General features: G+C 69.0%; 7 protein-coding genes and 1 pseudogene. 4 read left to right on the top strand and 4 right to left on the bottom strand.

Annotated features, from left to right (window positions below; genetic code table 11):
• Nucleotides 1–43: 43 nt before the first annotated feature.
• The 3 genes from ABZ887_RS50405 to ABZ887_RS50395 all read right to left on the bottom strand — a co-directional run bounded on the left by ABZ887_RS50405 (nucleotide 44) and on the right by ABZ887_RS50395 (nucleotide 2,804).
• Complete coding sequence (locus ABZ887_RS50405; RefSeq protein ID WP_361306350.1) at nucleotides 44–1,636, bottom strand: tryptophan halogenase family protein; 1,593 nt, start codon at nucleotides 1,634–1,636, stop codon at nucleotides 44–46.
• A gap of 51 nt (nucleotides 1,637–1,687) precedes the next feature.
• On the bottom strand, nucleotides 1,688–2,284 hold the full coding sequence (locus ABZ887_RS50400; RefSeq protein WP_361306348.1) for a flavin reductase family protein: 597 nt from the start codon (nucleotides 2,282–2,284) through the stop codon (nucleotides 1,688–1,690).
• 301 nt (nucleotides 2,285–2,585) lie between these two features.
• Entirely contained in the window at nucleotides 2,586–2,804 is a 219-nt protein-coding gene (locus tag ABZ887_RS50395) for a hypothetical protein (protein WP_361306352.1), read from the bottom strand.
• Nucleotides 2,805–3,048: 244 nt separating this feature from the next.
• Between ABZ887_RS50395 and ABZ887_RS50390 the strand changes: the two genes are divergently transcribed.
• Together ABZ887_RS50390 and ABZ887_RS50385 are read left to right on the top strand one after the other, a co-directional pair.
• Nucleotides 3,049–5,949: a BTAD domain-containing putative transcriptional regulator gene (locus tag ABZ887_RS50390; RefSeq protein WP_361306346.1), complete on the top strand. Its 2,901-nt coding sequence runs from the start codon at nucleotides 3,049–3,051 to the stop codon at nucleotides 5,947–5,949.
• A gap of 408 nt (nucleotides 5,950–6,357) precedes the next feature.
• Nucleotides 6,358–6,966: a response regulator transcription factor gene (locus ABZ887_RS50385; protein ID WP_361306344.1), complete on the top strand. Its 609-nt coding sequence runs from the start codon at nucleotides 6,358–6,360 to the stop codon at nucleotides 6,964–6,966.
• Between the two features lie 602 nt (nucleotides 6,967–7,568).
• Here the strand turns inward: ABZ887_RS50385 and ABZ887_RS50380 are convergent.
• Nucleotides 7,569–7,706: pseudogene (locus tag ABZ887_RS50380) on the bottom strand (IS5/IS1182 family transposase); the annotation flags it as partial.
• A 1,232-nt stretch (nucleotides 7,707–8,938) separates the two neighbouring features.
• Between ABZ887_RS50380 and ABZ887_RS50375 the strand changes: the two are divergent.
• Together ABZ887_RS50375 and ABZ887_RS50370 are read left to right on the top strand one after the other, a co-directional pair.
• Nucleotides 8,939–10,114 (top strand): ISAs1 family transposase, encoded by a 1,176-nt coding sequence (locus tag ABZ887_RS50375; protein WP_361306342.1) that lies wholly within the window; start codon nucleotides 8,939–8,941, stop codon nucleotides 10,112–10,114.
• 252 nt (nucleotides 10,115–10,366) lie between these two features.
• On the top strand, nucleotides 10,367–11,317 hold the full coding sequence (locus tag ABZ887_RS50370; protein WP_361306340.1) for a hypothetical protein: 951 nt from the start codon (nucleotides 10,367–10,369) through the stop codon (nucleotides 11,315–11,317).
• Nucleotides 11,318–11,407: the final 90 nt, after the last annotated feature.

Below are 11,407 nucleotides of genomic sequence, written 5' to 3'. Positions count from 1 at the left end.
GGTGTGCCGCCCGGGCGGCACACCGACAACCGGCCCACCGACGTCACTTGCTGTGCAGGCGGCGCAGGTAGTCGTAGGTGGACGGCAGGGACTTCAGCAGTTCGTCCCGCCGGTGTCCGACCTCCGCGAAGACCGCCTCGGCCGACTCGACGGACGACGGGCGGTGGTTCAGCAGTGACATGGAGTGGTCCGGCAGTACGTCGAGCCCGGCGAACACGCAGTAGTAGTTGGCGTTGCTCCAGAAATTGCGGAACTCGGCCTCGAAGTTGCCGTAGTAGTTCGCCTCGTCGGTGACCGGCAGGTTCACGCCCAGGCCCGCCTTGTACAGCGCGACCTTCTCCTTGAAGTCGTCCGCGAGTTCCAGCTCCTTGCAGGCGCGCCAGAACGCCGTGTCGTCGCGCGGGGCGAAGCTGAAGTGAGCCTGGATGAAGTCCCGCGTGTCGTCGAACATCGTCTCGATCTCGCGGTTGAACTGGTCGACCGCGACCGTGTCGAAACGCTTGTCCGGGAAGTGCTTGACCAGGTGGTAGAGCGCCGCGTAGACGAAGTAGATGCCGGTGGATTCGAGCGGCTCCAGGAAGCAGGACGCCAGGCCGATGCCCACCACGTTCTTCACCCAGGCCCGCCGGTTGCGCCCGACCCGGAACTTGATGTGGTTGAGCGGCTGCTTCTCCGGATCGAGGCCCCACATCCGGCAGAACTCCTCCGTCGCCTCGTCCTGGGACGCGAAGCGGCTGGAGTACACGTAACCGGTGCCGAACCGTCCCAGCATGGGGATCTTCCACGTCCAGCCCGACGACATCGCGATCGCCGAGGTGAAGGGCTCGACGCCGTCGGCCTCGTCGTCGTGCGGCACCTGGGTGGCGACCGCCCGGTCGTTGAGGAGATGGTCGCTCATGTCCAGGAACGGTTCCTTCATCACCTGGTTGATCAGCAGACCGCGGAAGCCGGAGCAGTCGACGAACAGGTCGGCCTCCAGCCTGCGTCCGGACTCGGTGGTGATGGCGGTGACGTGCCCGCGCTGGTCGACCTCCGCCTCGGTGAACCTGTCCTCGATGTGCACCGCCCCCTGCTTCTCGACGGCGAACCGGCGCAGGAAGCCGGCGACCAGACCGGCGTCGAAGTGCCAGGCGTAGCTCGCCCATCGCGTGCCGTCCAGGAAGCGCGGGGACAGCTTCCTGTCGAAGACCGCGGGCTGGGCGTAGCACGCGTAGTCGAACGGCTCGTCGGTGGCACCGTTCAGCCTCTTGTGCGTCCAGTAGTGCGACAGCGGCAGGTTGTCGTGGCTCGGCAGCAGACCGAAGAGGTGGTCGAAGTGATCCTGCCCGGTTCCGTGCGGGCGCGCCTCGGCCTCACCGGTCCCGGGGGTGCGCCAGTTCACGAATCTGATGCCCATCTTGAAGCTGGCGTTGCACTCGGGCATCCACTCCTCCTCGGACAGGCCGAGAAAGTCGAAGAACACCTTCTGCAGGTTGGGAATCGTGGCCTCACCCACCCCGATCCGCGGAATCGCGGGCGCCTCCAGCACTGTGATGTTCACCGTCGGACCGAGTGCTCTGCCCAGGTAGGAGGCGGTCATCCAACCCGCCGTGCCCCCTCCGAGTACGAGTATGTCCTTGATGCGGTTGTCACCCACGGCGGTCAGTCCTCCAGAGTGCATAAGGGATGTTCAGGGGTTCGACGACGTTCAGCGGTCCGCGTCGGGAGCTCCCGCGGCCGGCGTGTCGGCCGGCAGGGGCCAGCGGGCGTAGCGACGCAGTCCGTACAGCAGTGGCGCGGGCGTGAGGTCGCGTGTGATGACGCGCTCGACCTCCGCGAAGACCGCGGTGTGATCTCCGACCACAGTGGTGCTCAGCAGGGCGCAGTCGGCCGTGGCGTGCGCATCGGCCCTCAGATGAGGGCCTCTGGCCTGCACGGGGAGTTCCCATTCCGTGTTCTCGAAGCGCCCGGGGTCGCCTGAGCCGAAGAGGTTGGACGTGGCCTGTGCCCCGTCGTGCAGGAGGTTGAGCGCGAAGCCTCCTTGTTCCCGTATCGCGCTGAAGGTCGGACTGGCGCTGCGCAGGCTCACCAGGAGGCTGGGCGGCGCCAGCGAGATGCTGCACAGCGAGGTACATGTCATCCCCCAGGGCCGGTGGTCCGCGTCGAGCGAGGTGACGACGGCCACACCGGTCGGAAAGGCGGCCATGAACGGCCGCAGATCCACGTCCGCCGGGACCGGGGACGGCTCGGCCGGCCGGCCGCCGGACGTGGGATGCGGCGCGGGGGTACGGAACGGGCGGGGCATGCCGTGCTCCCGTCAGTCCCTGCGCAACTGCCGCAGGTGGCCGCTCTCGGGCGCGCGGAGCAGGAGGGGGAGCGGGTCTGTCTCGGCCATGGGGTGTCTGCCTTCTCGCCGGAGCCGTGGAGACGGAGCGCCGGTCGCGCCGCGGAGTTGCGGGGCGCAGACGCGACAGCATCCGATCGATGTCAGGCTGTGCGAGTCCCCTATAGACCGGCTATACGGATCCGGTTCGCACGGACGATGCATGCACCACCCGCACACCAGGCCGCCGGACCCCCGCGCGGGTCAGGGGCCGATCGCCCCCTCAGCACTCGATGATGTTCACCGCCAGCCCGCCCCGGGCCGTCTCCTTGTACTTGACGGACAAGCGCGCGCCGGACGCGACGAGCCCGCTGGCCTGCTGGTTCTCTGGGATTTTCTTGATCCACTCGGCCACTGGGGACTTCTCGGGGACTTTCGGCCGGTGGCGGTCCTCCAGCCACGCGTCCATGGCAACGAGACCGCGCTGACCTGCGCCGGGCATGAAGTGAGCGTAGTGGTCGAGGGTGACCTTCGGCGTCGAGTGACCGAGCCCTTTCGACAGGTTGACGATCGACTCGCCAGTCTCCAGCTGGCACGCTCGCGTAGGCGTGCCGGAGCACGGGAGGGTGAGGGTGCCCTCGGGGGCGAACGGCCTGGGCCTTCGGGGCAGTGACGCACCGGACGACCAGGGCACTGTCTGCGGTAACCGCTCGAAGCCCGCTCAGGGTGTCGGCGATAGTGAGGAAATGAGTACGACCTCCTCGCGATCCGTGCGCTTTACCGTGTTGGGACCGGTGCGGGCCTGGTACGGCGAGCGGGAACTGGACCTTGGTTCGCCGCAGCAGCGAGCCGTGTTGGTGGCGCTGCTGCTGCGGCGAGGACGCCCGGTCACGACCGCCGAACTCATCGACGCCGTGTGGGGGGAGGGAGTGCCGGCGGCGGCGGTGTCCGTCCTCCGTACGTATGTGTCTCGACTGCGCAAGGTACTGGAGCCCGAACGCGGTGCGGGCTCACCGCCGCGGGTGATCGTTTCCGCCGCGGACGGGTACCGGGCCGACGTGCCCGACCACGCCGTCGACCTCCGTGTGTTCGAACGGCAGGTCGACGAGGTGAAACGGCTGTCCGACGAGGGCAGGGTCTCCGAGGCGGCGGCTCTGTCGCGTGCGGCGCTCGACGCGTGGCAGGGAACCCCTCTCGCAGGCCTGCCCGGTCCACTGGCGGAGGCCGAAGGCGCCCGACTGGGCGAACAGCGGCTGGGTGTCGTCGAACTGTGCCTGAACCTCGATCTTCAGTGCGGCCGTCACAGCGAGGTGATCGCGGAGCTGACCTCGCTGACCGGTGAACATCCCCTGCGGGAACAGCAATGGCGGCTGCTGATGCTGGCCCTGTACCGCTCCGGCCGGCAGGCCGAGGCACTCGCCGCGTATCGCACGATCCGCAGCACCCTCGTCACGGAGCTGGGCATCGAACCCGGCACCGCACTGCGGGAGTTGCACGACCGGATCCTGGCCGCCGATCCGGCACTGGAGCTCGCCGCGACGGCGGGACGCCCCGAGCCACCGACCGCCGCGTCAGCGGCCGGGTCCGTCGCGCACTCGCCTCGGCCGGCGCAACTGCCCGCAGACCTGCCCGCCTTCACCGGGCGCGCCCCCGAACTGGCGCGGATCCGTGCGCTGCTGCCCGATACCGACGGGCTCCAGGCCACCGTGGTGATCAGCGCGATCGGCGGAATGGCAGGCATCGGCAAGACCACCCTCGCGGTGCACTGGGCCCACGAGATCGCACACCGCTTCCCCGACGGCCAGTTGTACATCAACCTGCGGGGCTTCGACCCCACCGGCGCGGTCATGCCTCCGCAGGAAGCCATCCGCGTCTTCCTCGACGCCCTCGGCGTCCCACCCGAACACATGCCCACCGGACTCGACGCACAGGCCGCCCTCTACCGCAGCCTGCTCGCCGAGCGCCAGGTCCTTGTCGTCCTCGACAACGCCCGGGACACCGAACAGGCGCGCCCCCTGCTGCCGGGTGCCCCCGGCTGTCTGGTGATCGTCACCAGCCGCAACCGCCTCACCGGCCTGATCGCCAACGAGGGGGCACACCCGCTGACACTCGACGCTCTCACCCCGGCCGAGGCACACGACTTCCTCGCCCGCCGGCTCGGCGCCACCCGTGTCACGGCCGAACCCCGGGCCGCCGCGCTGATCACCGAACGCTGCGCCCGTCTCCCTCTGGCTCTGGCGATCGTCGCCGCCCGGGCGGCCTCCAACCCGCATTTCTCCCTCGCCGCCATCGCAGACGAGATCGACGACGGTCTGGACGCCTTCGCGGCCGACGACCGCACCACCGATATCCGGGCCGTCTTCTCCTGGTCCTACCGGGCCCTCTCCGCCCCCGCCCAACGCCTCCTCAATCTCCTCGGCCTGCCCACCGGCTCCGACATCTCCACACCCGCGGCCGCCGCGCTCGCCGGACTCGGTCTGCGCGAAACGCGTACGCTGCTGCGCGAACTCACCCACTCCCACCTTCTGACCGAGCGCCAACCGGGCCGTTACACCCTCCACGACCTCCTGCGCGCCTACGCCGCCGAACGCGTTCATGCCCATGAGACACCGGCCGAACGGCACCGTGCCGTGGAGCGCGTTCTCGCCTGGTACCTCCACACGGCTGCCGCCACGTCTCCCCACCTCACCCCGCAGCGGGAGCCGGTGCCACTCGACCCACCACCGTCCGGCTGCGCTCCGCTCACCTTCGCCACCCGGGAACAGGCGGTGGACTGGTGCGAGACCGAACGCCCCAACCTCGTGGCCGCGGTCCACCAGGCTGTCGCCTCCGGACACCCCGGCATCGCCTGGCGGCTGCCCGCCGCACTGTGGGGCTTCTTCTACATACGGGGGCACTTCCACGACTGGCGCGAGACCACTCAGGTCGGCCTGGCCGCCGCCCGCGGCAACCACGACGAGGCGGGTGAAAGCCGCAGCCATGTCAACCTGGCCGGAGCTCTGGGGCAACTGCGCAGGTACGACGAGGCCGCCGATCACCTCGAACAGGCCGCGGTCCTGTACGGGAAACTCGGAGACACTTACGGCATGGCCATGGCAGCGGTCAACCTGGGCAACGTGTACCTCGATGCCCGTCAGCCGGCGAAAGCCGTGGAACCGACCCTCAGAGGGCTTGCCGCCCATCGGAGCATAGGCAACTCCTGGGGGCAGGTCGTAGCCCTGACCAACCTGGGTGACGCCTATGAGCAATTGGGGCGGTACGACGAGGCGATCGAGTGTCTGGAACAGGCACTCGCCGAGTCGCGCGGTGCCGGCAACCGCTGGGTCGAAGGCATCGTGCTCGGCCTCCGCGGCTTGGTCGACCATCGCCTGCGCCGACACGACGACGCGGTCGGACACTACCGCCAAGCACTCGAAGTCCACCGGGAAGTGGGCAACAGTCTGGGCGAGGGGCTGGTGCTGGGCTACTTGGGGGATGTCCAGCTGGCCGTCGGGAGTACGGAGGAAGCGCGCGCCAGCTGGCGACACGCCCTGACCATTTTCGAGCGGTCCGAGCATCCGGACGCCGAGGGCATCCGCACCAAACTCGCCGACCTGGAACGGCATTCGGCCGTTGTGGAACGGCGAACCCCGCGGCGGGCGGATTGACGCGACCACCACGGGACCGGGCGGAGGCGTCGTCCCGGGCATCGGTCTCACATCCGCCTCCCCACGGGTTGTCGGCGCCGGATACGGCGGTGTCACACCGTCACAACGGAGCCCCGCCGTCCGCGGTTCAAGCCGGGGACGCGCGCCGGGCGGCAATCCGGAGCGGCACGGCGGGGACGGCGCGGATCTCGTGGCTGTCCTCGTGGTTGCCCACGATGTGTGGCCCGAGAGCGTCGTAGGACCGTGAGCTTCCTTGCGGATCAGCGTCTCCCCGTCGGATGGGAGCGAGTGGACTAAGGGAGACAGATGTCTGACTCAGCCCGGACCGCGGAGTCCGGTGCGGCCTCTTCCGGCGGGCGCCCATCCGGTGGGCCGGGACCGCAGGCGGAGCCGGGGAGGCGTGTCCCCGTGACGGTGCGAGCCTCTGACCCGATCTCTCGTGAGGGCGTGCTGGGCCTGCTGCGGTGCCATCCGGAGATGGACGTCCGCGAGGAGCCGACCACCGAGCCCGGTACGGTGGCCGTCCACGTTCAAGGCCTGTTCGACGACGCGGCCCTCACCCGGTTGCGGCGGGTGGCGCAGGACGAGAAGGTCCGTGTGGTGCTCGTCGTGAGGGCGCTGTGTGACCCACAACTGCTGGACGTGCTGGCATCCGGCGCGGCCGGCGTGGTCTGGCGCCACGAGGCCACCTCGCAGCGGCTCGCGCAAGCGGTCCTCGCGGCCGCCCGCGGTGACGTCAACCTGCCCACGGATCTGCTGGGCCGCGTGGTCGACCAGGCGACCGCGGTGTCCCGGCAGGCGGGCGGCGGCTCCGACCCGTTCGTCGCGGGACTCGCACCCAGGGAGAAGGACGTGCTGCGCCTGATCGCCGACGGGCACACCACGGTGGAGATCGCGGCCGAGCTCTCGTGCTCCCCACGCACGGTCAAGACCGTGACCCACAGGCTGACCTCGCGCCTTGAGCTGCGCAACAGGGAACATGCCGTGGCCTACGCGCTGCGGGAAGGCCACATCTGACGGTACGTCACGTATTGAGCGTCAGTGATGTGTGTGGCGCGGCCCCGCGCCACCGGCCCGCGCGACCTGCCCCTGGGCGGCATGGCCCAGAACCGGATCTGGCTGGAGATCGTCTCCCTCGCGCCCGCGCCTGTTCTCCGCCGCCGCCCAGCCGGCGGCCCTGGAGCGACGTCATCACCCGCGCGATCGACCGGCTCCGCACTGTGCCGAGCCCGGACCGACCAGCCGATGCGGCGCCCACCCGACGTGAAATCCGAACCTCGGTCTGCACCACAGGGCGGCGTCGTTCGGAGGATCTGTCCGACTTGATGCTGGTTCAGGTGGCGGACATGGCTGCGGAGTTCGCGGGGCCGGAACGGAGGCAGGCACGACCTCCGGGTGATCAAGAGGTGTCGATTCCCTGATCACCACAACGGAAGACCGTGCCTGCCCGCTCGTCATCGCCCGTCCCCGCCGGCCTGAGCCAACTCGCCGTTGTCCGGCCCGCCGAGCCCGAGGACCACCCGGGTCTGCTGGTCTGCTTCGCAGCGGTGCCGGATCCCCGACGGGCGGAGGGGCGGCGCCACATCCCCTCGCTTTCACCCTCGCGCTCGCCGCGTGCGCGGGGCGTGGTCGGCGAGCACGGGCAGCCCCTCGTGCAGGCAGCGGTAGGCCGTGGGCAGCGAGATGGCGTTGTCGGGGGCGAGTCGGGACATGCGGGTGCCGTCGATGAGCCACCGCAGGACCAGGACCGCCTGCCGGAAGGTGGCCGGGGCCCGGGTGCTCGTGCGGGTCCCGACGCGCTCGCGGTGCTCATGCGACCGCCGGGGCGAGGCGCTCGGCGGTCGCCCTGCCGACATCGAGGGCAGCGGGTCAGGCGATCCTGGAGGGCACGTGGAGCCTCTGGTTGCTGCACGGAACGTGATCTTCGCAGAGTCGTTCCCACCAGGGGCTTCACGCATGTCTGACGTCAGGTCACCATCCAGGTCACGCAGGCTCGTTACGTACCGCAGCCGTCGCATTGCCGAGAAGACCTCATTGGGGCGTTCGGGTTCTTGCCGGTCAGCGCGACCCGAACTGCCCGCATGAGCGACGCCCGCGAGTGCACCGTTACGAACGGTACGGTCAGCGCCTCGGCCCTGGCGGGGGCGTTCGAGGACGCAAGGAGTTCGGTTGTTGCGTGTCCCCCTGGGGACTCGGAGGTCGGTACGGAGGTGGAGGTGGCAAGAAGGGGTAGGCTGGCGCTGGGTTTGTCGCGCGAAACTCGAGTTCCCCTGCGATCTCGATCCGTGCCGTTGCGGCCTCGATCCGTGCCGTTGCGACATCGCGGGTCTCCTCCGGCCCATACTTCCTTTTCTGGGCGTCCCGGGCATCCTCCTCATTCCCGCCATACAGCTTTACCAGGGCACCAAAGGCATGAGCTCTTCTTCGTAGGTCATTCAATAATTTCCATTCTGCTTTGAAATCACCCTGGTGGCGTGCGATCCCCGTGGCCTGCCGTGCAGACGCCACTATATTGACGCGTGTGTGCCAGCCGCTCGGATCGAGTTGTGAGCCCTCTTTGCCCATTTTCTTCCAGTTATTCCACCACTGCTGGAGCCCGGCATCGGTGCCTCGAATGCTCTTTGGTGGAGGGTCGTAAAGATAGCGCTTACTGTTCGCTTCCTCCCAGGCCATAGTCTCGTCAGACTGATCGGGGGAAGGATTTGCCGGCATCTTCAATCCCTTTCCTTGGAATAGCGTCTCCCCGTGGGCCGCGACGAGTGACAAGCGGTACTTGTCGAGCTGCTGCGATGTACGCATCAACGGGTCGGCGACCCGGCTGGTTCACCTTCCTCGGCGGCAGGGCGGTTGCAAGTTCCGGGATCATGTGGATCGTCCGTCCCGGCGGGAGTTGACGCACCAACAGCACAGGCACGAGTCCGGTGATCATCAAGGTGTCTGCGCCGGCTGATCACGTCGAGGTCCCGTGCCTGCCGCTCCGTCCTCCCCGATGCCTGCCGCCCTGGCGGAACTGAGCCCCCTGCACGAGCACGACACCGGCCGCCTGCGCGCCCACCTCCAGCGCGTACCCGGCCCGCGTTCGCGTCGCGGGCGGTGGTATCCCCTGATCGGCCTGCTGCTGATCTGCGTCTGTGCCGTCGTCTCCGGCGCCCGGACCATCACCGAAATCACCGAGTGGGGACAGCGCGCCACCACCACGGTGCTGGAACAACTCGGCATCCGCCGCCACCTGCCCGGACGTCGCCGCGCCCCGTCCCATGCCACCCTCACCCGGCTGCCGGCCGCCCTCGACGGTGATGCCCTGGACGACGCGATCGGCGCCTACCTGGCCGGACATGACCACACCGACATCGGCGGTACAAGCTCGGCACCGCGGCCGGCGATCGCAGTGGACGGCAAGGCACTGTCCGGCTCCGCGCACCGGACCCAGCGCCACCGGCACCTGCTGTCCGCCGTCACCCACGCCCTCACCGTCACCCTGGCCCTGCGGGAGGTGGGGGCCAAGACCACCGGGACGGCCGCCTTCCGCCCGCTGCCGGAACCCCTCGACCTGGCCGGCACCGTGGCCACCTTCGACGCCCTGCACAGCGTCAAGGACCAGGTGCGCCGGCTGGTCCAGGAGAAGAAGGCCCACTGCATCGCAGTGATCAAGGGAAACCAGCCGATCGCGTCAGCCCAGCTCAAAGCCCTGCCGTGGGAGCAGGTGCCCGTAGCGCACACCGCCTCCGGAACCGGGCACGGCCGACGGGAATCCCGCTCGGTCAAGACCATGGCCATCGCGGCGAACCCGGGCGGGATCGCCTTCCCGGAAGCACGTCTGGCCCTGCGCATCCACCGGCGCCGCCAGGAGAGCGGCAAACGGCGGACCCGGGAGACGGTCTACGCCGTCACCAGCCTCGATACCCACCAGGCCAGCCCCGCTGACCTGGGCGGATACGTCCGCGGGCACTGGGGAGTGGAAGCCCTGCACCACGTGCGGGACGTGACCTTCGCCGAAGACGCCTCCAGCGTCCGCACCGGCACCGCACCCCGCGCCATGGCGACCCTCCGCAACCTCGCCATCGGCCTCATCCGCCAGGCCGGATGGACGAACATCGCCGCCGCCACCGACCACTACCGGTCACGAACCGACAACGCACTCCAACTACTCGATCTTGAAATCTGAGAACGCATCAGCCCTGGTGGGGACACGGGCGCGGCGCGCGGGAAGAGTTTCCGCCGCGGAACCCGACAGATCATCAAAGGGCGCGCTCACCCGACCGCTCGCCGAGGCCGACGGGCCCCTCAGGACACGCCTCTGGTGAACCGTCGCCCCCCGCCCCCCGTAGTGCCCGGTGCATTTCCCGGCGGAGATTCACCCAGCAGGTTCCTCGACAGGACCGGCCCCCCCGTCTTCCACATCACGAAAGAGAGCGCGATGGCGGACTACAGCATGAGAAACACAGAACCCCGGTCGTTGGCCCGCACCAATTATGCGATCATGGCTGGCTTCATCGGGGCCGGAGCGATAGGCGGCTTTCTCGGCTGGGGGCCTGTCGGCTCGCTGGTGGGACTAGCGGCCGGGGCAGCCGCCGGTGCCCTCGTCGTCGGCGTAAGGCTGCTCATCGAGCGACGGAGGCGGGCGGCACAGGCCGCCCGGACCGACGGGCACCCCTCCCACGAGCAAGCACAGGCACAGGCCGGCCCGACCGACGGGCAGGCGCAGGCGCGGGCGTGGGCGTGGGCGCAGATACAGGAGCGACAGCGTGCGCACGAGCAGGCGCAGGCGCAGGCGCGGGCGCGGGCGCAGGATCGGGCGATTGAGCGGGCCCGCCGGCTCTTCGATCTCCCGCCCTACGAACAGGCGCAGGCCCACAGGCCCCCGTCCTACGAGCAGTCGGAAGCGCAAACGGCGGCGCAGGCGGAGGCGCTGATAAAGGCGCGCGAGGCGGCGGAGAAGGCGGCGCTGATAAAGGCGCGGGCGCGGGAGTGGGCGTGGGCACAGGGCCGTTCCTCGGAGGAAGTCGATACACTCATCCTGCCTGTCCGTGTAAAACCGGGCTCTTCTGCCCATGTGATACATTCGTACAATCCTGGTCCCGATCGTCTTGATACAGAGGTTTACCAGCGCTTCTCAGCGAGGGAGGATTGGGCATTCCACTACTCTTTGAACCCCGATTCACCGTTCGCTTATCTCCCGCTAACGCAGTCACCCCCGGTTTCCGGCCCCGAACCCGTCAGTCAGGCTTTTCCGGTGCAACTGCCGGAGATGGCGAGGATGGCCGCTATGAGTCCAGGCACTTCTTTCCAGCAAGGTGGTAGCAGCGGCCAACGGCCCCTCGCTGGGTCGACCATACAAGCGCCACTGCAGGCCAGGACCCGCCGTTAGCCTCGATCTTTCGTGACGGTCCGTCGGTTCCTCTGGTGGGCCGTTTCGGTCGTCCGGGCTGATCAGGGGCAGGTCTGTGGCCCGGCTGTC

The sequence above is a fragment of the Streptomyces sp. NPDC047061 genome, assembly GCF_040643955.1.
Taxonomy (GTDB): domain Bacteria; phylum Actinomycetota; class Actinomycetes; order Streptomycetales; family Streptomycetaceae; genus Streptomyces.
Note: the sequence above shows the minus strand (reverse complement) of the source record. Positions and strands in the feature narration are given on the sequence as shown.

Coding starts and splice junctions, on each gene's coding strand:
- ABZ887_RS50375 (WP_361306342.1), top strand. CDS start 8,939: ATGCCTGCCGCCCTGGCGGAACTGAGCCCCCTGCACGAGCACGACACC.
- ABZ887_RS50370 (WP_361306340.1), top strand. CDS start 10,367: ATGGCGGACTACAGCATGAGAAACACAGAACCCCGGTCGTTGGCCCGC.
- ABZ887_RS50390 (WP_361306346.1), top strand. CDS start 3,049: ATGAGTACGACCTCCTCGCGATCCGTGCGCTTTACCGTGTTGGGACCG.
- ABZ887_RS50395 (WP_361306352.1), bottom strand. CDS start 2,804: ATGCCCGGCGCAGGTCAGCGCGGTCTCGTTGCCATGGACGCGTGGCTG.
- ABZ887_RS50400 (WP_361306348.1), bottom strand. CDS start 2,284: ATGCCCCGCCCGTTCCGTACCCCCGCGCCGCATCCCACGTCCGGCGGC.